The sequence below is a fragment of the Streptomyces sp. NPDC047453 genome (assembly GCF_040643155.1).
Classification (GTDB): domain Bacteria; phylum Actinomycetota; class Actinomycetes; order Streptomycetales; family Streptomycetaceae; genus Streptomyces.
In genome coordinates, this window is sequence record NZ_JBEYTS010000054.1 from 24,227 (window position 1) to 46,194 (window position 21,968).

The window sequence follows — 21,968 nt, forward strand, 5'->3', positions numbered from 1 at the left end:
CGCGGGCGACGCTCCGCCTTGCGATGCACCGCACCGGACGCCGCGAGTTTTCCGGCAAACCTTTCCGGTCCCAGCACCAGCGGGAACACAGGCCGCTCAGCGGCAGGTAGCCTCCCTCGGCGACCGGCGACCGGCGACCGGCGACCGGCGACCGGCGACCGGCCTACGCCTCCGCCCGGGCCCCCGCCGCTTCCTCGGCCCCGGACCCGGCATGTGCCCAGTGGCACGCCACCTGGGCCTTCCCGCCCCCGCCCAGGATCTCCAGGTCCCGGCCGCGGCACGCGTGCGCGACGCCCGCCCGCTCGGCCTCGCCGCTCGCCAGGACCTGGCAGCGGACGTGGAAACGGCAGCCGGAGGGGATCCGGGACGGGTCCGGGGGCTCGCCCGCCAGGACGACCGGGTCTCCGGGCGCCTCGGGCAGGACGGACAGCAGGGCCTGGGTGTACGGGTGCCGGGGAGCGGTCAGGACCTGCTCCACCTCGCCGGTCTCCACGATCCGGCCGAGGTACATCACCGCGACCCGGTCGGCGATGTTCCAGGCCAGCCCCAGGTCGTGGGTCACCACCAGCGCGGACAGGCCGAGTTCGGCGCGCAGCCGCAGCAGCAGGGCGAGGATCTCGCCGCGCACCGAGGCGTCCAGGGAGGCCACCGGCTCGTCGGCGACCACGAGTTCGGGCTCGAGCACCAGGGCGCCCGCGATGACCACACGCTGGCGCTGCCCCCCGGACAGCTCGTGCGGGTAGCGCAGGAAGAAGCGCTCGGCCGGCCGCAGCCCCGCCCGCGCCAGGGCCCCGGCGACCGCCGCCCGCTCGTCCCCGCGGTACCCGTGGACGCGCAGCCCCTCGGCCACGGCGTCGTACACCGTGTGCCGCGGGTTGAGCGAGCCGCTCGGGTCCTGGAGCACCAGTTGGGCCCGCTTGCGGTACGCCTTCAGCGCGCGGGAGGAGTAGTCGAGCGGGGCACCGTCGAACGTGACGCGGCCCGCAGTCGGCGGCACCAGACCGAGCAGGGAGCGGGCCAGCGTCGTCTTGCCGCAGCCCGACTCGCCGACCAGCGCCACGATCTCGCCGCGCCGGATGTCGAGGTCGACCCCGTCCACGGCCCGGGCCGCGGGCCCGCCGTGCCGGCCTGGGAACACGACCCGCAGCCCCTCGACGCTCAGCAGCGAGGATGTGGTCATGGCGTGCTGCTCCTCACGTCGTCCTCCGTCGTCTCCGCTTCCGGCGCCCCCGCTCCCGCTCCCGCTCGCGGGTCCACGTGGACGCAGGCCGCCCGTCGGCGCGGACCCGCCTCCCTCAGGAACTGGTCCCGGGCGCCGCACAGGTCGAGGGCGACCGGGCAGCGGGGGTGGAAGGCGCAGCCGGAGGGGACGGCGGACGGGTCCGGGGGATCGCCCGCCAGACCGCGGGGAGCGAAGCGGGACGCCGGGTCGCCGATGCGGGGGAACGCCTCCGACAGGGCCTTGCCGTAGGGATGCCGGGCGTCCTCGTAGACCTGACGGGCCGGGCCCTCCTCCACCACGCGGCCCGCGTACATGACGGCCAGCCGGTCGCAGGTGTCGGCCAGTACGGCGAGGTCGTGGCTGATCATGAGCAGGCCCAGGTCCTGCTCGCTCACGAGCCCTTCGATCAGGCGCAGGATCTGCGCCTGGATCATCACGTCGAGCGCGGTGGTGGGCTCGTCGGCGATGACCAGCCGAGGGTCGCAGGCCAGCGCCATAGCGATCATCACGCGCTGGCGCTGGCCCCCGGACAGCTCGTGTGGGTAGGCACCGGCCCGCGCGGCCGGCAGCCCCACCTGCTCCAGCAGTTCACCGGTCTTCCTCCGCGCGCCCGCCGCCGTCGCCTTGCGGTGCAGCAGGATCGGCTCGGCGATCTGGTCGCCGACGCGGTGCACGGCGTTGAGCGAGTGCATCGCGCCCTGGAAGACGATCGACGCCCCCGCCCAGCGCACCGCCCGCACCCGGCCCCACTTCATGGCCAGCACGTCCTCGCCGTCGAGCAGGATCTCGCCGCCGACCCGGGTCCCGACCGGGAGCAGCCGCAGCAGCGCCAGCGCCAGCGTGGACTTGCCGCAGCCGGACTCGCCCGCGATGCCGAGCTTCTCGCCGGACGCGAGCGTGAGGTCCACCCCGCGCACCGCGGCCGCCCCCGACGGATACGTCACTTCCAGGTCGCGCACCTCGAGCAGGTTCAACGGGACACCCCCAGCCTGGGGTTGAGAACGGCCTCGACGGCCCGCCCGCACAGGGTGAACGCCAGCGCCACGACCGCGATGGCGATGCCCGGTGGCACCAGGTACCACCAGTCGCCGGAGCTGACCGCGCCGGCCTCGCGCGCGTCCTGGAGCAGCCCGCCCCAGGAGACGACCGTCGGGTCGCCGAGCCCGAGGAAGGCGAGCGTCGCCTCCGCCAGGATCGCCGAGGAGATGATCAGAGTGGTCTGGGCGAGCACCAGCGGCATGACGTTGGGCAGCACATGCCGGGACATCACGTGCCAGTGTCCGCCGCCGAGCGCCTTGGCCCGCTCGATGTACGGCCGTGACTCCACCGCCAGTGTCTGCGCCCGCACCAGACGGGCGGTGGTCGGCCAGGTGGTGACGCCGATCGCCAGGACGATCGTGCCCAGCGAGCGGGACATCACGGTGGCCAGCGCGATGGCGAGCACCAGCGTCGGCATCACCAGGAACCAGTCGGTGACCCGCATGATCACCGTGGCGTACCAGCCGCGGAAGTGCCCGGCGGTGATGCCGATGACCGCCCCGATCGCCACCGACAGCACGGCGGCGAGCAGTCCGACCAGCAGCGAGACGCGCGAACCCCAGATCACCAGGCCCAGCAGGTTCCTCCCGAACTGGTCCGTGCCCAGCGGGAAGTGGGCACTCGGGCTCTCCAGCGGCCGGCCGGGCGCGTCGGTCACGCTCTGCACGTCCGCCCCGACGGTCAGCGGCGCGGTCAGCGCGACCAGCGCGCACAGCACGAGGACGGCGAGGCCCACCAGGCCTGCCCGGTGCGTCCGGTACTGCCTCCAGAAGCGGACGACCGAGGCCCGGCGGCGCTGCCGGGCGAGCGCGCGGGGGCCGGAGCCGGGCGCCTGGTCCGGGCCGGCGATCGTGGCGGTGTCGGCGGTCATCGGCCCACCCTCGGGTCGAGCAGCGGATACAGGACGTCGGCAAGGGTGTTCATCACGATCACCGCCGCGGCGAAGACGAAGAACAGCCCCTGCACCAGCGGCAGATCGGGCACGCTCAACGCTTGGTAGAACAGCCCGCCCAGACCCGGCCAGGAGAACACGGTCTCGACGAGGATCACTCCCGCGACCGTCCGCCCCAGATTGACGAAGATCAGCGTCACGGTCGGCAGCAGCGCGTTCGGCACGGCGTGCCGACGTCGTACGAGGTCGTCGCGAAGGCCCTTGGCACGCGCGGTCGTCAGATAGTCGCTGCCCATCTCGTCCAGCAGCGCCGACCGCGTGACCAGCAGCGTCTGCCCGTACTCGACCGCGACCAGCGTCACCACCGGCAGCACGAGGTGGTGGGCGACGTCGACGGCGTACGCGAAGCCCTCCTTGCCGCCCGACTCCATGCCCCCGGTCGGGAACAGGCCCGGGACCGGGCCCACGCCGACCGAGAGCACGATGATGAGCAGCAGACCCAGCCAGAACGCGGGAATCGAGTAGAGCGTCAGCGCCAGCCCCGTGTTGAGGCGGTCGCCGAGCCCGCCGTGCCGCCAGGCGGAACGGGTGCCGAGGAGGACCCCGAGGGCGGTGTAGAGCACGAAGGCCGTACCGGTCAGCAGCAGGGTGTTCGGCAGCGCCTCGGTGATCTTGTCGATGACCGGCGTGCGGAACTGGTACGAGGTCCCCAGATCCCCGGTCAGCGCCTTGCCGCAGTAGTCCGTGAACTGCCGCCACATGGGCAGGTCGAGCCCGAACTCCCGCCGGTAGGCGGCGAGCTGCTGCGCGGAGACCGGCCGGCCGGCGGTCATGAACTTCACCGGGTCGCCCGGGATCAGCCGGAAGAGGAAGAAACTGGTGACGAGGACGGCGAGCAGTGACACGGCCGCACCGGCCAGCTTGCCCGCCGCGTACCGCAGATACGCGGTACCGGTCCGCGCCCGGGGGCCGCGGCCCGCCGCCGGTCCGGACTTCCCCGGATCGGCGGCGGGCCCTTCGACCAGCGCGGGTGTCGCTTCAGCGGTCATGTGCGCTCACTGCCTATTCACGGTTTTCTGCCGTCGCCCGGCGGCGCACCGTGAGGAGCACCGCGAGGCCGCCGAGGACGACGACGCCCGCGACGATCCCGATGATGACGCCCGTCGACGTGGAACCGCCCGAGGAATCGTCGGAGTTCGCCGGAACGGCCGACCACCAGCTCCAGTAGCCGTCCTGGCCGTAGATGTTGCCCGCCTTGGCCGGCATGGTGGTGATCGACTCGATCTGGTCCGTGCGGTAGGCCTCGACGGCGTTCGGATACGCCATGACGTTCATGTACCCGAGGTCGTACAGCCGCGACTCCATCTGCTTGACCAGGTCCGCCCGCTTGGCGGGGTCGTACTCGGCCAACTGCTGGGCGTACAGCTCGTCGTACTTCTTGTCGCAGATGAAGTTGTCGGTGGCGCCGGTGTCCTTCGGGGTCGCCGGGAGCGCGGCGCAGGTGTGGATGGAGAGCACGTAGTCGGGGTCCGGGTTGACCGACCAGCCGTCGAAGGCGAGGTCGTACTTGCCCGCGAGCCATGGATCGGTCACGTTGTCCAGGCAGTTGATCTGGACCCCGATGCCGAGCTTGCCCCACCACTCCTGGAGGTACTTGCCGACCGCCTTGTCGTTGGGGTCGGTGGCGTGGCACAGCACGCGGTAGTTCAGCGGCTTGCCGTCCTTGCCGACGCGCTTGCCGTCCGCGTTCTCCTTGTAGCCCGCCTCGTCGAGGAGCTGGGCGGCCTTCGCCGGGTCGTACGCCAGCTCCTGGTCCGCCGACGGCTTCCAGAAGTACGACTCGTAGCGCGGCGGGATGTAGCCCTGGCCCTGCTCCGCGTGGCCCTGGAAGACCTTGTCCACGATGGCCTGCCGGTCCACCGCCATGAACAGCGCGTGGCGCACCCGCTCGTCCAGCAGGGACGGGTCGCCGTCACCGAACTTCTTGCCGTTCCTGGCCTGGGCGCCCGGGTTGGTGGCGAGGGCGTAGAAGCGGCGGCCGGGGCCTTCGTTGACGTGGATGTTCTGCTCGCCCTTGAGCGAGGCGGCCTGCGCGGGTGTCAGGGCCGGCGAGCCGGCCACGAAGGAGACCTCGCCCTTGCGCAGCGCGGCGACGGCGGCGTCCTGGTCCTTGTAGTACCGGAAGACCAGCTCGTCGAACTTCGGCGCGCCTCGCCAGAAGTTCTTGTTGGCCTCCAGTCGCACGTAGCTGTCGGGCTTGTAGTCGGTCAGGACGAACGGCCCGTTCCCGACGATCGGGAAACTCTTGTCGTTGTTGAACTTGGAGAAGTCGGTGACCTTCTCCCAGACGTGTTTGGGCACGATCGGCACGTCGAGCGCGGTCATCGTGGCCTGCGGCTTCTTCAGCCGGATCACCAGCTGAGTGGGGCTGGGCGCGGTGACCTCGGCGAAGTTGGTGACGAAGTTGCCGTTGGCGGTGGCGGCTCCCTCGTCGGTCATCATCTTGTTGAGCGTCCACGCCGCGTCATCGGCGGTGGCCTGCTGTCCGTCCGACCACTTGGAGTCCGAGCGGATCGTGTACGTCCAGGTCAGCTTGTCCGGCGACGACTCCCACTTGGTGGCCAGGGCCGGGACGACGTGGGCGTCCTTGGGGTCGTAGTTGGTCAGGTACTCGTACATCAGCCGGTGGACGCTCGTGCTGAGCAGTCGTCCCGCGAGGAAGGGGCTGAGCGAGTCGACGCTCTGCGCGACGGCGACCGTGAGGACCTTCTTGCCGCCCTTCTTGCCCTGCGCGCTCTCCGCGGCGTGGGCCTGCGGCGCGGCCGGAGCGAGGGGGGTCGCGAGCCCGGCCGTGACGACGAGGGCGGCGATGCCCGCGGCCAGGAGCCGTATGCCCTTCAGGCGGGGGCCGGTACGTCCTCTGCCGTGCTGATCATGTGTCTTCATGGCTCGGTGACCTCGCGTCGTCGCACGCAGAAGACGGTTTGCGTCTTCTGCCGGGCGGGCTTGAACGGGCTTGATCTGGTGACGCCGGCGGAATGAAGTGAGTGTCTATCAGCGGCAGTCTGCGCGCGTCAACGGTATGTCAAACCCCATCTGGCCTGCGGAAATAACGACTTGACCGCGATCTTGCTCCCATTGGTGGAGACCACTGAAGCCTCCCTGGTGAGGGCGTGGCGGCGGAATCCGGCCGGTTCTGACTGCGAACACGCGAAGGCCCGCGCCGTCGGCAACGGCGCGGGCCCGGAGGGGTGCGGTGGAGCTACTGGTGGGGCGGGGGAGGGGGCGGTGTCTGCCCCTGGGGGTGCTGCGGGTGCTGCGGGTGCTGCTGGGGGTGGTGAGGGGCCTGGGGGTAAGGCTGGTCGGGCCGGCCCGGCTGCTGCGGGGGTGCGAAGTGCTCCGGCTGAGCGGGTTGGTTGAGTTGGCCCGGCTGTGCGGGGTGGCCCGGCTGTGCGGGGTGGCCGGGGTGGCCGGGCTGGCCGGCGTACGGCTGCGGCTGGCCCGGGTACGGCTGACCAGGGCCGGGCTGCTGCTGGGGAGCGAACTGCCCCGGAATCGGGTGGCCGGGGACGGGCTGCCCCGGGTACGCCTGGGCCGGGCCAGGATGGCCGGGGGCGGGCTGGCCCGGCACCGGCTGCCCGGGGTACGCCTGACCAGGCGCCGGCTGCCCTGGGTACGGCTGGCCCGGATGGGGTTGTCCCGGCACCGGCTGGCCCGGCATCGGCGGGGCCGCGACCGGCGGCGGGTTGCCGTCGGAGGTCCACAGCCCGTGCGCCTGCTGATGCCGGACGAAGTCCTCCGCGACCATCGCCGCGAGGTGGAAGTACGCCTCGCGCACCTTCGGCCGCATCATGTCGAGGTCGACCTCGGCACCGGCGGACAGATGCTCGTCGAAGGGCACCACGACGACACCGCGGCAACGGGTCTGGAAGTGCGCGACGATGTCGTCCACCTTGATCATCTTGCCGGTCTCGCGCACCCCGGAGATCACCGTGAGGGAACGGGCGACGAGGTCGGCGTACCCGTGCGCCGAGAGCCAGTCGAGCGTCGTACTGGCACTGCTGGCACCGTCCACGGACGGCGTGGAGATGATGATGAGCTGGTCGGCGAGGTCGAGCACACCGCGCATGGCGCTGTAGAGCAGACCCGTACCCGAGTCGGTGAGGATGATCGGATACTGCTTGCCGAGTACGTCGATCGCGCGGCGGTAGTCCTCGTCGTTGAACGTCGTGGACACGGCCGGGTCGACGTCGTTGGCGATGATCTCGAGGCCGGAGGGCGCCTGGGACGTGAACCGCCGGATGTCCATGTAGGAGTTGATGTACGGGATCGCCTGGACGAGGTCACGGATGGTGGCCCCGGTCTCCCGGCGCACCCGGCGGCCGAGCGTGCCGGCGTCGGGGTTGGCGTCGATCGCGAGGATCTTGTCCTGCCGCTCGGTGGCGAGCGTGGAGCCGAGCGCGGTGGTGGTGGTCGTCTTGCCCACGCCGCCCTTGAGGCTGATGACCGCGATGCGGTAGCAGGACAGCACGGGCGTACGGATCAGGTCCAGCTTCCGCTGCCGCTCGGCCTCCTCCTTCTTTCCGCCGATCCGGAACCTCGGCCCGGGACCGGCAGGCCGCGTGCTGCGGGCCTTCTGCTTCTTGTTGTTGAGCAGCCGGTCGGAGGACAGCTCCACGGCCGCGGTGTAACCGAGAGGCGCCGCGCCGGGGTTGGTCGGCTGCCGCTGGTCGTGCTGTATCGGCTGCGGCCAACTGGCCCCGAGACGGGGGTCGACGGGCTGCTGCGGGGCAGCCGGCGGCTGGGGCTGAGTACCGTCGGGCTGCGCGGGCTGCTGCGGGAAGCCGTAGCCACCGGGCTGCGCGGGCGGGTTGGGGACGCCGGGAGGAGCGGCCTGGGCCTGGGGGAACCCGTAGCCGTTCGGCGGCTGTGCGCCTGCCGAGCCCGGAACCGGCGGCTGGATCGCCGACGAGGACTGCGCACCGGGGGTGCCGGGCTGGGGGAACCCGTAACCGGGCTGGGGGTTGGCCGGGGGCGCGGCAGGTCCGGCCGGCGGCTGGTGGGCAGGCAGTTGCTGCGCACCGGGAGTGCCGGGTTGGGGGAATCCGTATCCGGCTTGGGGGTTGGCGGGGGGTGCGGTGGGGCTGGTCGGCGGTTGGACCGCCGGCGAGGGCTGGGCACCGGGAGTGCCGGGTTGAGGGAAGCCGTATCCGGCACTGGGGTTGGCGGGGGGTGCGGTGGGGTTGGTCGGTGGTTGCTGCGCACCGGGGGTGCCGGGAGTGCCGGGCTGGGGGAAGCCGTAACCGGCCTGGGGGGTGGCAGGGGGTGCGGTGGGGGCGGTTGCCGACTGCGGGGCGGGCGGTTGTTGCTGCGCGCCGGGTTGCGGGAAGCCGTAGCCCTGCTGCGGGGCCGCCGGAGCGGACGCCGGGGGCGGCGCGGCAGGCGGATTCCAGGCGGCGGGGGCCGGCTGAGGTGCCTGCGGCTGGAAGGGCGGCTGCTGAGCCGGCTCGTGCGGCTGCCCCTGCGGCGCCGCCGACTGCGGTTCGCTGGGCCACTGGGCCGCCGCCGCGGGCGCCGCGGGCTGGTACGACGGCGGCAGGGGCGGCACCGGACCCTGCGGGACCGGCGGCGGAGCCCAGGCGGCGGGCGCGCCCTGCGAAGCCTCGGCCGCCGCGGCCGGGGCGACTTCCTGCGACGCCATGTCCTGGGATGGGGACGCCGAGGCATGAGCAACGGCGTCCTGCGGAAGGTCGTCCTGCGGAACCGCGTCCTGCGGTGCGGACTCGTGCGGAACCTCGTCCTGAGGGACCGAGTCCTGCGGTTCCGAGTCCTGCGGGGCGGCGTCCTGCGGTTCCGCGGCGGGCGTGGAGTCTTCGGGAGCGGCGTCCTGGGGTTCGGTGGCGACGGGCTGGAAGACCGCGGCAGCGGAATCCTCGGGCCCGCCGTCCGCCACCTCGCCGTCCGCCGCCTCGGTGTCGGACGCCGGGGCATCGGGGACATCCGCGGTACCCGCCTCCGCCTCCTCCGTCTCGTCCGCCTCCGCGACCTGGTCCTTCCCGGCCTCCACGTCGCCGGACTCGGAGTCATCGGACACCTCGGCTCCGGAGTCCGCCGGGGCCGCGTCCACGTCGGCCGAGCCGACTTCCTCGGCCGCGTCCTCCGCTGCGTCGGAGCCGTCCCGAAGCTCGGTCGGCCCGGTCTCCCCGGACTCGTCCGCCTCGTCGTCCTGCGCCTTGTCGGCCTCGTGAGCCGTGATCCCGGCGTCGGCCCCGGCCTCTTCCTCGGACTCCGTGCCCGCCACCGCGGCCGACTCGTCCTCCCGGTCCTCGACGCCGGGCACCTCACCCTGCTCGGCGGCCGGCTCCGGCTGCGCCTCGGCGGCCGCCGCCACCTCCCGCCGCACGGAGACGGCGGAGATCCGCATGGTGGCACCGCTCTCAAGGTCACCGGCCCCGGCACCCGCACCCTGTTCCGTCTGCGGCCGCGCCGCCTGCGCTCCCGGCGACGGGAACCCGCCCACCGGAATGTTCGGCACCGCCGTCGGGGACCCGGCACCGGCCGGATCCGTCTCCGAGGAGCCCGCCGCCTGCTGTGGCTCGAACCCGCTCCCCGCCGGCAGCTTCGGCACGGCGACCGGACTCCCCTTCGGCGGCGGGGGAGGCGTGAAGGCCGCACCCGGCGCCGGAGCCGGCGGAGTGAAGGGCGCTCCCGGCGCGGGCGGAGGAGGCGGAGGAGGGGTGAAGGGAGCGCCGGGCGTCGCCGTCGCGTGCGGCGGCGGAGTCAGCCCGGGAACCGGACCGCTCGGAACAGCGGGCCGCGCGGGACCACCTGGCGAGCCCGGAGAACCCGGCGCACCAGCCGAAGGACCCCCGGCCGCACCGGCCGCGTTGCCCCCCTGCCCCGCCCCGGAATCCGCCCCGGACCCCGAACCACTCGACGCGTTCTGCGTGTACCAGGCGGGCGGTGCGTAGTCGATCGTGAACTCGCCCGTCGTCTCGATGGCGGACGCCGCGTCGGGCTGGTCGTCGCCGGGCGTGGCCCAGCCCCCGCGGATCCCGTCCCGATCGCTGCTCACAGTTCCTCCTGGTGTGGTCGAGCACCCTCAATGCCGTGCGGGGGCGACCATTTCTCGTCGTCCTTGGTCGTTCGAGGTCGTCCGATCCACCGACTTCCCCCCGCGACGACGATGTCCGGTCCACGGGTTCTGACATCGCGCCCCCATGTACCAGCCTAATCACCAGGAGACTCACCATGGCAGGCCCATCCGTCTCGTGACGCCCGCCCACTTGACGACAACCGGCCCGGAATCGCCGTACGCAGCAAGGCATCCGCAAGCAAACCGGACACATCCGTGGCCAAGCCGTACGGAAGGTGAACACTGAACCCGAGGCACCAGGGCTCACGAACCGGCCCGCCCGGCAGCGTCATTGAAGACCGGACACGCCAACCACGCACATCTGACCGGCCGGTTGACAAAGAAAGGGGCGACACGCGCACGTGCCGCCCCCTCTCGTATCCGCGCGCCCCTCACTCGGCCGCGAGACCCCCGTTGTGCGGAGCCGGCTCCAGATCGAACTCACCGTCCCGTGCGCCCAGCACGAACGCCCGCCACTCCGCCTCCGTGTAGCGCAGCACCGTGTCCGGGTCGAGTGAGGAGCGCATGGCGACGGCGCCGCCGGGCAGGTAGGCGATCTCGACGCGCTCCTCGTGCTCCTCCGTGCCCGGCGCGCAGTGCCACCGCACGCCGGAGATGTCGAGCGCGTACAGTTCGTCGCGCTCGCGCTCCTTGCGGGCCTTGATCTCCGCTTCCGTCTCCGCCATGTCGCAGCGACCCCTTCCAGACGCGCCCAACGGTGCCGGGCTCACCCTAGTGGCCTGCCGGCTCGTCTCGGCGGGATCGGAGAACCGGGGGAAATCGGGCCGTCGCGGCCTGGTACGCTGTGTGACGGCCGTTTGCGTACGCACCCCCGGAGCCCTCGCAGGAAGTCCTGCGGGCCCTGGAGGCCGCGCCCAGCGGATCCCCGCCTCCCGAGTAACGGAAGGTCCCCCGAGACGAAGACCGGGGGCACTCGGAGGCCACTCACGGAGCACGAGGAGTACGAGTGTCGCTCGACGCCGCAACGAAGAAGCAGATCATCACCGAGTTCGGTACCAAGGAGGGTGACACCGGCTCCCCCGAGGTCCAGGTCGCTCTGCTGTCCCGTCGGATCTCCGACCTGACCGAGCACCTCAAGACCCACAAGCACGACCACCACTCCCGCCGCGGTCTGCTGATCCTGGTCGGTCAGCGCCGCCGCCTGCTGCAGTACCTCGCCAAGAAGGACATCACGCGCTTCCGCGCGCTGGTCGACCGCCTCGGCATCCGCCGTGGTGCGGCGGGCGCCAAGTAAGAGGTCGTGAAGGGAGCGGTTCCCGGGAGACAGGGGACCGCTCCCTTTGCCGTACGCAAGGGAACGTGCGGAGTGTCGGTGCCGCTTTGTAGTGTGGTAGCACGACGCAGTAGACGCAGTACCCATAACACGGCGTGATACGGCCTGCCCGAAGAGGGCTCGGCACGTCATCGCGCCCGACGAACGAGGAGGAGCGCACCTCGCCGCCGCCGGTCCTCGGTAGTGGCGCCCGGGAGAACGAACCCCGGGTGCTTCGATCGAAGACCGGCCCGCACCAGACGGAGCGCTTCTCCGCCACCGTCCCCCGCCACACGGGCGGGAGGACGACGACGAGGAGAAAACGCTAGTGGAGAACGAGACCCACTACGCCGAAGCCGTGATCGACAACGGCCCCTTCGGCACCCGTACCATCCGCTTCGAGACGGGCCGCCTGGCCAAGCAGGCCGCCGGTTCCGCCGTCGCGTACCTGGACGACGACACCATGGTGCTGTCGGCCACCACCGCCTCCAAGAACCCCAAGGACCAGCTCGACTTCTTCCCGCTCACGGTGGACGTCGAGGAGCGGATGTACGCCGCCGGCAAGATCCCCGGCAGCTTCTTCCGCCGTGAGGGCCGGCCGAGCGAGGACGCGATCCTCACCTGCCGCCTGATCGACCGCCCGCTGCGCCCGTCCTTCAGGAAGGGCCTGCGCAACGAGATCCAGGTCGTCTGCACCGTCATGGCGCTCAACCCCGACCACCTGTACGACGTCGTGGCGATCAACGCCGCGTCCGCGTCCACGCAGCTGGCCGGCCTGCCCTTCTCCGGCCCGATCGGCGGCGTCCGCGTCGCGCTGATCCGCGGCCAGTGGGTCGCCTTCCCGACGCACACCGAGCTCGAGGACGCCGTCTTCGACATGGTGGTCGCCGGCCGCGTCCTGGAGGACGGCGACGTCGCGATCATGATGGTCGAGGCCGAGGCCACCGAGAAGACCATCAAGCTGGTCGAGGGCGGTGCCGAGGCCCCCACCGAGGAGGTCGTCGCCGCCGGTCTGGACGCCGCGAAGCCCTTCATCAAGGTGCTCTGCCGCGCCCAGTCGGACCTCGCCGCCAAGGCCGCCAAGCCGACCGGCGAGTTCCCGATCTTCCTCGACTACCAGGACGACGTCCTGGAGGCGCTCACCGCCGCCGTCCGCCCCGAGCTCTCCCAGGCGCTCACCATCGCCGGCAAGCAGGAGCGCGAGACGGAGCTGGACCGCGTCAAGGGGCTGGCCGCCGAGAAGCTGCTGCCCGAGTTCGAGGGCCGCGAGAAGGAGATCTCCGCCGCGTACCGCTCGCTGACCAAGACCCTGGTCCGTGAGCGCGTCATCAAGGAGAAGAAGCGCATCGACGGCCGCGGTGTCACCGACATCCGCACGCTGGCCGCCGAGGTCGAGGCACTCCCGCGGGTGCACGGCTCCGCGCTGTTCGAGCGTGGCGAGACCCAGATCCTGGGCGTCACCACCCTGAACATGCTCCGCATGGAGCAGCAGCTGGACACCCTCTCCCCGGTGACCCGCAAGCGCTACATGCACAACTACAACTTCCCGCCGTACTCCACCGGTGAGACCGGCCGCGTCGGGTCCCCCAAGCGCCGCGAGATCGGCCACGGCGCCCTCGCCGAGCGCGCGCTCGTGCCGGTGCTGCCCGCACGCGAGGAGTTCCCCTACGCGATCCGTCAGGTCTCCGAGGCCCTCGGGTCCAACGGTTCGACCTCGATGGGCTCGGTCTGCGCCTCCACCATGTCGCTGCTGAACGCCGGTGTGCCGCTGAAGGCCCCGGTCGCCGGTATCGCCATGGGCCTGATCTCCCAGGAGATCGACGGCGAGACGCACTACGTGACGCTGACCGACATCCTCGGTGCCGAGGACGCCTTCGGCGACATGGACTTCAAGGTCGCTGGTACGAAGGAGTTCGTCACCGCCCTCCAGCTCGACACCAAGCTGGACGGCATCCCGGCCTCCGTGCTGGCCGCGGCCCTGAAGCAGGCCCGTGACGCCCGCCTCCACATCCTCGACGTGATGATGGAAGCGATCGACAGGCCGGACGAGATGTCCCCGAACGCGCCGCGGATCATCACCGTGAAGATCCCGGTCGACAAGATCGGCGAGGTCATCGGCCCCAAGGGCAAGATGATCAACCAGATCCAGGAGGACACGGGCGCCGAGATCACCATCGAGGACGACGGCACGATCTACATCGGTGCCGCCGACGGCCCGTCGGCCGAGGCCGCCCGTGCCACGATCAACGGCATCGCCAACCCGACGATGCCCGAGGTCGGCGAGCGCTACCTGGGCACGGTCGTGAAGACGACCACCTTCGGAGCGTTCGTCTCCCTGCTCCCCGGCAAGGACGGTCTGCTGCACATCTCGCAGATCCGCAAGCTGGCCGGCGGCAAGCGCGTGGAGAACGTCGAGGACGTGCTCGGTGTGGGCCACAAGGTCCAGGTCGAGATCGCCGAGATCGACTCCCGCGGCAAGCTCTCCCTGGTCCCCGTGATCGAGGGCGAGGAAGACGGCAACGACAAGAAGGACGACGCCGACAAGTGACGTCCCGTAGCTTCAAGGCGACGGCCCGCACCTCCTCGGAGGCGCGGGCCGTCGCCCGTACCCAAACCCTCATCAAGGGCCAGAACGGCATCGGCACCGTCCGCAGGACCACCCTCCCGGGCGGCCTGCGCATCGTCACCGAGACCCTGCCCTCCGTGCGCTCGGCCACCTTCGGCATCTGGGCGCACGTCGGCTCCCGCGACGAGACCCCCGCGCTCAACGGTGCCACGCACTATCTGGAGCACCTGCTCTTCAAGGGCACGTCCCGCCGGTCCGCCCTGGACATCTCCGCCGCGCTCGACGCCGTCGGCGGCGAGATGAACGCGTTCACGGCCAAGGAGTACACGTGCTACTACGCGCGCGTGCTCGACACCGACCTGCCCCTCGCCATCGACGTCGTCTGCGACATGCTCACCGGCTCGCTGATCCTCGAGGAGGACGTCGACGTCGAGCGCGGCGCGATCCTCGAAGAGATCGCCATGACCGAGGACGACCCCGGCGACTGCGTGCACGACCTGTTCGCGCACACCATGTTCGGCGACAACCCCCTCGGCCGCCCCGTCCTCGGCACGGTCGACACGGTCAACGCCCTCACCGCCGACCGCATCCGCCGCTTCTACAAGAAGCACTACGACCCCACCCACCTGGTGGTCGCCTGCGCCGGCAACATCGACCACGCCAAGGTCGTACGCCAGGTCCGCGCCGCCTTCGAGAAGGCCGGCGCCCTCAAGAACGCCCAGGCCGCCCCCATCGCCCCGCGCGACGGCCGGCGCACCCTGCGCACCGCCGGCCGGGTCGAGCTCCAGAACCGCAGAACGGAGCAGGCGCACGTCGTCCTCGGCATGCCCGGCCTCGCCCGCACCGACGACCGACGCTGGGCCCTGGGCGTGCTGAGCACCGCCCTCGGCGGCGGCATGTCCTCCCGCCTCTTCCAGGAGGTCCGGGAGAAGCGCGGCCTGGCCTACAGCGTGTACTCCTACACCTCCGGCTTCGCCGACTGCGGACTGTTCGGCGTCTACGCCGGCTGCCGCCCGAGCCAGGTGCACGACGTGCTGCGGATCTGCCGGGACGAACTCGACCACGTCGCCGAGAACGGCCTGACCGACGACGAGATCGGTCGCGCCATCGGCCAGCTCCAGGGCTCCACGGTCCTCGGCCTGGAGGACACGGGTGCGTTGATGAACCGTATCGGCAAGAGTGAACTGTGCTGGGGCGAGCAGATCTCCGTCGACGACATGCTGGCCAGGATGGCGGCGGTCACCCCGGACGAGGTCCGCTCCGTCGCCCGGGAGATCCTGGGACAGCGCCCGTCGCTGTCGGTCATCGGCCCGCTCAAGGACAAGCAGGCCGCGCGTCTGCACGACGCGGTCGCCTAACCCCTGTCCGTCCGTCGGTGGTAAGGAAGCAAGAGATGAGCAAGCTGCGCGTGGCGGTCCTCGGTGCCAAGGGCCGGATCGGGTCCGAGGCGGTACGGGCGGTCGAGGCCGCCGAGGACATGGAACTGGTCGCCGCCCTCGGCCGGGGCGACAAACTGGAGACCCTCGCCGAGACGGGCGCCCAGGTGGTGGTCGAACTGACCACCCCCGGGTCGGTCATGGGCAACCTCGACTTCTGCGTACGGCACGGCATCCACGCCGTCGTCGGCACCACCGGCTGGACCGACGAGCGCCTCGCGCAACTGCGCGGCTGGCTCGCCCAGTCCCCGCAGACCGGTGTGCTCATCGCCCCGAACTTCTCCATCGGCGCCGTGCTCACCATGAAGTTCGCTCAGATCGCCGCGCCCTGGTTCGAGTCGGTCGAGGTCATCGAGCTGCACCACCCGAACAAGGTCGACGCCCCCTCCGGCACCGCCACCCGCACCGCGCAGCTCATCGCCGAGGCCCGGGCCGAGGCGGGCTCGGCCCCGGCGCCGGACGCCACCGTCACCGCCCTGGACGGAGCGCGCGGCGCCAGCGTCGACGGGGTGCCGGTCCACGCCGTGCGCCTGCGCGGACTGCTCGCCCACCAGGAGGTCCTGCTGGGCGGCGAGGGGGAGACGCTCACCATCCGCCACGACTCGCTCCACCACAGCAGCTTCATGCCGGGCATCCTGCTCGGCGCGCGCCGCGTGGTGACCACTCCGGGCCTGACCGTCGGCCTGGAGCACTTCCTCGACCTGAACTGAGCCCCGAAGCCCCTCATGCGCGCGAAGATCACCTACCTCGTCACGGCCGCCGTCCTGGTCTTCTACTTCGTCCTGGTCGGCAGCCGCGGCGTCATGCTCATCCAGTACGGCACACCCGTCACCGTCGCCTTCGGGATCGCCGTGCTGATCCTGCCGGTGATCGGCCTGTGGTTCCTGTGGAAGAACACCCAGTTCGTCCGCCGGGCCAATCAGCTCGCCGCCGAGCTCGACGCCGAAGGGGGCCTGCCCGTCGACGAGCTGACCCGCACGCCCAGCGGGCGCGTCGACCGCGACTCGGCCGACCAGGTCTTCGCCCGGCGCAAAGCCGAGACGGAGGCGGCCCCCGACGACTGGCGCACCTGGTTCCGCCTCGCCGTCGCCTACCACGACGCCCGCGACACCCCCCGCGCCCGCAAGGCGATGCAGCGGGCGATCGCCCTGCACGACGGCAAACCGGTGCAGGCCGCCTGACACCGGGAACACCCCCGTGAACGCGGAGGGGCCCGGTCCGCACGCGGACCGGGCCCCTTTGGCATGCCGTCGGCCGGGGTCAGTGCGTCCTGTTCTCGTCCGCCCACGCCTCCACCGCGTCCGCCGCCCGGTCGAAGGCCTCGACGCGACCCAGGAAGTCGGCGTTGTGCGTGGTCATCAGCGCCGGCAGCTCCTGCTGCGCACGGCCCCTGCAGCCGAGCACCAGCGCCTGCCCCTGCACCGTGCGCGGCAGCCCCAGCCAGCGCACCGGCTGCTGCACCGTCCGCACGCCGGCGACCTGGGCCCACGGCGTCGTACGGGTGACGAGGAGGCTCACGTGCCGCAGCCCGCGCGCGCTGACCCAGACGCCCATGCGCAGCAGCCGCAGCGCGCCGGCGATCACGATCAGGGCGACGACGAAGCAGAAACCGGCGGAGGACACCGTGGCGGTGAGCGCCGTGACGACCCCCGCGAGCAGCACGAAGGAGGCGAGCAGCAGCAGGAGGGCGGCCGCCCCCACACGCCACGGCCCGGGCCGGTAGGGGCGTCGCCAGCGCTTGCGGTCGTCGAACGGCAGCGCTACGTCGTCCGCCGCGTCGAAGACGCGGTCGGCCGTCAGGAAGGACAGGGGCACGGCTGGTCCTCACTCAAATCCATGCATGGGCTGTGCCCGGTGAGGCTATCCGCCTGTGTCCGTGCCCACCACCCGTGGGGGTCGCGGAGGCGACCGCCGGGCCATCGGCGCGGCGGCAGGGGGCCCGTATCCGCTCAGTGCCCGGGGGAGACCTGGGACTGCTGCGTCTCGGTGGGGGAATGGCTGATGGTCAGCGCGGGCGTCCCCAGGATCACGGAGCCGACGAGCGCGGCGACGATGGTCAGCCCCAGCAGGCAGCGCCCGGCTATTCGGCCGGTGGACGCGCGTTCACGGGGCGGGGGAGCGACATTGCTGCGGAACCGGTCGGCTTCGGCGACGAAGGCGAACGGTACGGGCTCGCGCCGACGGAGCATTGGGGGTACGACTCCTTCCGGGGGTCGAACTGGGGTGTCTCACCCATACAGACGACCGAGTGTCCCAAAAGGTGCCCGGTTTCACCGAATTCGCAGATCTTCACCGAAGATGTCGTGCCCCGGCACCGATCGCCCCGATGTCAGAGCCGGGCCGTAGAGTGGTCGCCGCCCGTCAGCCGTCAAGGAAGGGACCCTCCGAGCCGTGACCGCCACCCCCGCCGACGACCCGAAGCCCAGCTTCCGCAGTGACATCACCGTCGAACTGGTCAAGCACAACGCGTCCGACGCCGACGTGCTGTTCGCGGCCCGCGTCTCGACCCTCGGCGAGCAGTCCCTGGCCGAGCTGGACAAGGACCCCGAGCGCTCCAAGGGACTGATCAACTACCTGATGCGCGACCGGCACGGCAGCCCCTTCGAGCACAACTCGATGACCTTCTTCGTCAGCGCCCCCATCTTCGTCTTCCGCGAGTTCATGCGGCACCGCGTGGGCTGGTCGTACAACGAGGAGAGCGGGCGCTACCGCGAGCTGGAGCCGGTCTTCTACGTCCCCGACGAGTCCCGCAAGCTCGTGCAGGAGGGACGCCCCGGCAAGTACCGGTTCGTCGAGGGCACCCAGGCCCAGCAGGAGCTCGTCGGCCGGGTCATGGCGGACTCCTACCGGGAGGCGTACGAGGCCTACCAAGAGATGCTCGCGGCCGGTGTCGCCCGTGAGGTGGCCCGCTCGGTCCTCCCGGTCGGCCTGTTCTCGTCGATGTACGCCACCTGCAACGCCCGCTCGCTGATGCACTTCCTCGGCCTGCGCACCCAGCACGAGCTGGCCAAGGTGCCGTCCTTCCCGCAGCGGGAGATCGAGATGGTGGGCGAGAAGATGGAGGCCGAGTGGGCCAGGCTCATGCCGCTGACCTACGCCGCCTTCAACGCCAACGGCCGGGTCGCGCCGTAGCCGGAGACTGCCTGCCCACTCAGGTACAGATGTACGGTTCAGCCGCGCGAAGTGTCCGGATTGCGACCTTTGGAGAAGTTCATCTAGCCTGATCAAACGGACCCGGCACTGCTTGAACCCCCGAGCAGGCAGTGCCGGGCTCCACCTTTGCCACCACCCGCCGGCCCGCCCCCCGAGGGCAGCCCTCACATTGAGCAGCGAGTAGCGTGTTACCCATGGCTCCGACCTCGACTCCGCAGACCCCCTTCGGGCGGGTCCTCACCGCCATGGTCACGCCCTTCACGGCGGACGGCGCACTCGACCTCGACGGCGCGCAGCGGCTCGCCGCCCACCTGGTGGACGCAGGCAACGACGGCCTGATCGTCAACGGCACCACCGGCGAGTCCCCCACCACCAGCGATGCGGAGAAAACGGACCTGGTACGCGCGGTCCTGGACGCGGTCGGCGACCGCGCCCACATCGTGGCCGGTGTCGGCACCAACGACACCCGCCACAGCATCGAACTGGCCCGCGCCGCCGAGCAGGCCGGCGCGCACGGCCTGCTGACCGTCACGCCGTACTACAACAAGCCCCCGCAGGAGGGCCTGTACCGCCACTTCAAGGCCATCGCCGACGCCACCGGCCTGCCGGTCATGCTCTACGACATCCCCGGCCGCAGCGGTGTCCCGATCAACACCGAGACGATCGTCCGCCTCGCCGAGCACCCGCGGATCGTCGCCAACAAGGACGCCAAGGGCGACCTCGGCCGGGCGAGCTGGGCCATCGCGCGCTCCGGTCTCGCCTGGTACTCCGGCGACGACATGCTGAACCTGCCCCTGCTCTCGGTGGGCGCGGTCGGCTTCGTCTCGGTCGTCGGCCACGTCGTCACCCCGGACCTGCGCGCCCTGGTCGAGGCGTTCACCGCCGGCGACGTCCAGAAGGCCACCGAGATCCACCAGAAGCTGCTCCCGGTGTACACCGGCATGTTCCGCACCCAGGGCGTCATGACCACCAAGGCCGCGCTCGCCCTCCAGGGCCTGCCCGGCGGCCCGCTGCGGCCCCCGATGGTGGAGCTCACGCCCGATGAGATCGAGCAGCTCAAGATCGATCTTGCCGCCGGCGGGGTACAGCTCTGACAACGAGACTTCGCACCACCCCGTAACACCCGAGGCCTGACAACTGAATAGGCGGGCCACACCGGTGCCCGCATCCCACCATGACAACTGCTTCTGCACGAACGTCACGCGCGCCACGTGCCCACCGGTACGTGGCGCGCGTGGTGAGGAGAGTCTTTTGAGTCATCCGCATCCTGAACTGGGCTCGCCCCCGCGTCTCCCCGACGGCGGTCTGAGGGTCACTCCCCTCGGCGGCCTCGGCGAGATCGGCCGGAACATGACCGTCTTCGAATACGGCGGCCGCCTGCTGATCGTCGACTGCGGAGTGCTCTTCCCCGAGGAGGAGCAGCCCGGAATCGACCTGATCCTGCCGGACTTCTCGTCCATCAGGGACCGCCTCGACGACATCGAGGGCATCGTCCTCACCCACGGCCACGAGGACCACATCGGTGGTGTCCCGTTCCTTCTGCGCGAGAAGCCGGACATCCCCCTCATCGGCTCCAAGCTGACCCTCGCCCTCATCGAGGCCAAGCTCCAGGAGCACCGCATCCGTCCGTACACCCTCGAGGTCGCGGAAGGACAGCGCGAGCGCGTCGGCCCCTTCGACTGCGAGTTCATCGCGGTCAACCACTCCATCCCGGACGCCCTCGCGGTCGCCATCCGCACCCCCGCGGGCATGGTCGTGCACACCGGCGACTTCAAGATGGACCAGCTGCCGCTGGACAACCGCCTGACCGACCTCCACGCGTTCGCCCGGCTGAGCGAGGAAGGCATCGACCTCCTCCTCACCGACTCCACCAACGCCGAGGTCCCCGGCTTCACCCCGCACGAGCGGGACATCTCCAACGTGCTGCGCCAGGTCTTCGCCGGCGCCCGCAAGCGGATCATCGTGGCGAGCTTCGCCAGCCACGTCCACCGCATCCAGCAGATCCTGGACGCCGCGCACGAGTACGGCCGCCGGGTCGCCTTCGTCGGCCGGTCCATGGTCCGCAACATGGGCATCGCCCGGGACCTGGGCTACCTGAAGGTCCCGCCGGGTCTGGTGGTCGACGTCAAGACCCTGGACGACCTGCCCGACCATGAGGTCGTGCTCGTCTGCACCGGTTCCCAGGGCGAGCCGATGGCGGCCCTGTCCCGCATGGCCAACCGCGACCACCAGATCCGCATCGTCGAGGGCGACACGGTGATCCTGGCGTCGTCGCTGATCCCGGGCAACGAGAACGCGGTGTACCGGGTCATCAACGGCCTGACCCGCTGGGGCGCCAACGTCGTCCACAAGGGCAACGCCAAGGTCCACGTCTCGGGCCACGCCTCGGCCGGCGAGCTGCTGTACTTCTACAACATCTGCCGCCCGCGGAACCTGATGCCGGTCCACGGCGAATGGCGCCACCTGCGGGCCAACGCCGAACTGGGTGCCCTCACCGGAGTGCCGCACGACCGGATCGTCATCGCCGAGGACGGCGTGACCGTCGACCTGGTCGAGGGCAAGGCCAAGATCTCCGGCAAGGTCCAGGCCGGTTACGTGTACGTCGACGGCCTCTCGGTCGGCGACGTGGGCGAGCCCGCGCTGAAGGACCGCAAGATCCTCGGCGACGAGGGCATCATCTCGGTCTTCGTGGTGGTCGACTCCACCACGGGCAAGATCACCGGCGGCCCGCACGTCCACGCCCGCGGCTCGGGCATCGACGACTCCGCCTTCGCCGCGGTCATCCCGAAGATCGCGGAAGTCCTGGAGAAGTCCGCCCAGGAGGGCATCGCCGACGCCCACCAGCTCCAGCAGCTCATCCGCCGCACCCTCGGCAAGTGGGTCTCGGACTCCTATCGGCGCAGGCCGATGATCCTCCCGGTCGTCGTGGAGGTCTGACCCCCGCACGTCCCCCGGGACGCGCGAACTGGTGGCGGGGCACCTCGATTTGCATTGGGGCGCCCCGCTCCAGTACGTTTACGGCTCCGCCAGGACGGGAACGCGAAGGCTTCATGCACTTCGGAGGACGTTCCCGGAAGCGGCGGGAAATCCGACTCAGAATCTCTGATAAAGTCGGAGCCGCCGGAAAGGGAAACGCGAGAGCGGAAACCTGGAAAGCGCCGAGGAAATCGGATCGGAAAAAGATCTGATAGAGTCGGAAACACCGAAGGGAAGCGCCCGGAGGAAAGCCCGAGAGGGTGAGTACGAAGGAAGC

General features: G+C 71.0%; 17 protein-coding genes. 8 read left to right on the forward strand and 9 right to left on the reverse strand.

Going from position 1 to position 21,968, the window contains the following annotated elements:
• Positions 1 to 163 precede the first annotated feature (163 nt).
• The 7 genes from ABZ818_RS31620 to ABZ818_RS31650 form a co-directional block, all read right to left on the reverse strand.
• Positions 164 to 1,180: an ABC transporter ATP-binding protein gene (locus tag ABZ818_RS31620; protein WP_361422182.1), complete on the reverse strand. Its 1,017-nt coding sequence runs from the start codon at positions 1,178 to 1,180 to the stop codon at positions 164 to 166.
• Positions 1,177 to 2,196, reverse strand: a complete 1,020-nt coding sequence (locus tag ABZ818_RS31625; protein ID WP_361422185.1) for an ABC transporter ATP-binding protein — start codon at positions 2,194 to 2,196, stop codon at positions 1,177 to 1,179. Before ABZ818_RS31625 ends, ABZ818_RS31620 begins: the two co-directional genes overlap by 4 nt.
• Positions 2,193 to 3,131 carry an ABC transporter permease gene (locus ABZ818_RS31630; RefSeq protein WP_361422188.1) on the reverse strand — a complete coding sequence of 313 codons (939 nt, stop codon included), beginning with the start codon at positions 3,129 to 3,131 and terminating at the stop codon, positions 2,193 to 2,195. Before ABZ818_RS31630 ends, ABZ818_RS31625 begins: the two co-directional genes overlap by 4 nt.
• The gene (locus ABZ818_RS31635) at positions 3,128 to 4,201 is read right to left on the reverse strand and encodes an ABC transporter permease (protein ID WP_361422191.1); all 1,074 of its coding nucleotides are present in this window, start codon (positions 4,199 to 4,201) and stop codon (positions 3,128 to 3,130) included. The genes ABZ818_RS31630 and ABZ818_RS31635 overlap by 4 nt, the downstream gene beginning before the upstream one ends.
• 13 nt (positions 4,202 to 4,214) lie before the next feature.
• Positions 4,215 to 6,098, reverse strand: a complete 1,884-nt coding sequence (locus ABZ818_RS31640; protein ID WP_361422194.1) for an ABC transporter substrate-binding protein — start codon at positions 6,096 to 6,098, stop codon at positions 4,215 to 4,217.
• Positions 6,099 to 6,414: 316 nt separating this feature from the next.
• Entirely contained in the window at positions 6,415 to 10,227 is a 3,813-nt protein-coding gene (locus tag ABZ818_RS31645; RefSeq protein WP_361422197.1) for an SCO5717 family growth-regulating ATPase, read from the reverse strand.
• Positions 10,228 to 10,679: 452 nt separating this feature from the next.
• Complete coding sequence (locus tag ABZ818_RS31650; RefSeq protein WP_361422200.1) at positions 10,680 to 10,973, reverse strand: DUF397 domain-containing protein; 294 nt, start codon at positions 10,971 to 10,973, stop codon at positions 10,680 to 10,682.
• Positions 10,974 to 11,254: 281 nt separating this feature from the next.
• Here ABZ818_RS31650 and rpsO point away from each other — a divergent pair, with 281 nt between their 5' ends.
• From rpsO to ABZ818_RS31675, 5 genes are all read left to right on the forward strand, one after another.
• On the forward strand, positions 11,255 to 11,542 hold the full coding sequence (rpsO, locus tag ABZ818_RS31655) for a 30S ribosomal protein S15 (protein WP_225080554.1): 288 nt from the start codon (positions 11,255 to 11,257) through the stop codon (positions 11,540 to 11,542).
• 346 nt (positions 11,543 to 11,888) lie between these two features.
• Positions 11,889 to 14,108 (forward strand): polyribonucleotide nucleotidyltransferase, encoded by a 2,220-nt coding sequence (locus ABZ818_RS31660; protein WP_361422204.1) that lies wholly within the window; start codon positions 11,889 to 11,891, stop codon positions 14,106 to 14,108.
• Positions 14,105 to 15,484 carry a pitrilysin family protein gene (locus ABZ818_RS31665; protein WP_361422207.1) on the forward strand — a complete coding sequence of 460 codons (1,380 nt, stop codon included), beginning with the start codon at positions 14,105 to 14,107 and terminating at the stop codon, positions 15,482 to 15,484. The genes ABZ818_RS31660 and ABZ818_RS31665 overlap by 4 nt, the downstream gene beginning before the upstream one ends.
• A 35-nt stretch (positions 15,485 to 15,519) precedes the next feature.
• A complete protein-coding gene (dapB, locus tag ABZ818_RS31670) occupies positions 15,520 to 16,272 on the forward strand; it encodes a 4-hydroxy-tetrahydrodipicolinate reductase (RefSeq protein WP_361422210.1) in 753 nt (250 codons plus the stop codon).
• A 15-nt stretch (positions 16,273 to 16,287) separates the two neighbouring features.
• Complete coding sequence (locus ABZ818_RS31675; RefSeq protein WP_361422213.1) at positions 16,288 to 16,743, forward strand: hypothetical protein; 456 nt, start codon at positions 16,288 to 16,290, stop codon at positions 16,741 to 16,743.
• Between the two features lie 79 nt (positions 16,744 to 16,822).
• On the opposite strand, the gene ABZ818_RS31680 is transcribed toward ABZ818_RS31675, so the two are convergent.
• Both ABZ818_RS31680 and ABZ818_RS31685 read right to left on the reverse strand, forming a co-directional pair.
• The gene (locus ABZ818_RS31680) at positions 16,823 to 17,377 is read right to left on the reverse strand and encodes a hypothetical protein (RefSeq protein WP_361422216.1); all 555 of its coding nucleotides are present in this window, start codon (positions 17,375 to 17,377) and stop codon (positions 16,823 to 16,825) included.
• Positions 17,378 to 17,511: 134 nt separating this feature from the next.
• Positions 17,512 to 17,751 carry a hypothetical protein gene (locus ABZ818_RS31685; protein WP_361422219.1) on the reverse strand — a complete coding sequence of 80 codons (240 nt, stop codon included), beginning with the start codon at positions 17,749 to 17,751 and terminating at the stop codon, positions 17,512 to 17,514.
• 202 nt (positions 17,752 to 17,953) lie between these two features.
• Between ABZ818_RS31685 and thyX the strand changes: the two genes are divergently transcribed.
• From thyX to ABZ818_RS31700, 3 genes are all read left to right on the forward strand, one after another.
• The gene (thyX, locus tag ABZ818_RS31690) at positions 17,954 to 18,694 is read left to right on the forward strand and encodes an FAD-dependent thymidylate synthase (RefSeq protein ID WP_361422222.1); all 741 of its coding nucleotides are present in this window, start codon (positions 17,954 to 17,956) and stop codon (positions 18,692 to 18,694) included.
• A gap of 215 nt (positions 18,695 to 18,909) precedes the next feature.
• Entirely contained in the window at positions 18,910 to 19,809 is a 900-nt protein-coding gene (dapA, locus tag ABZ818_RS31695; protein ID WP_361422225.1) for a 4-hydroxy-tetrahydrodipicolinate synthase, read from the forward strand.
• Positions 19,810 to 19,966: 157 nt separating this feature from the next.
• Complete coding sequence (locus ABZ818_RS31700; protein ID WP_361422228.1) at positions 19,967 to 21,652, forward strand: ribonuclease J; 1,686 nt, start codon at positions 19,967 to 19,969, stop codon at positions 21,650 to 21,652.
• Positions 21,653 to 21,968: the final 316 nt, after the last annotated feature.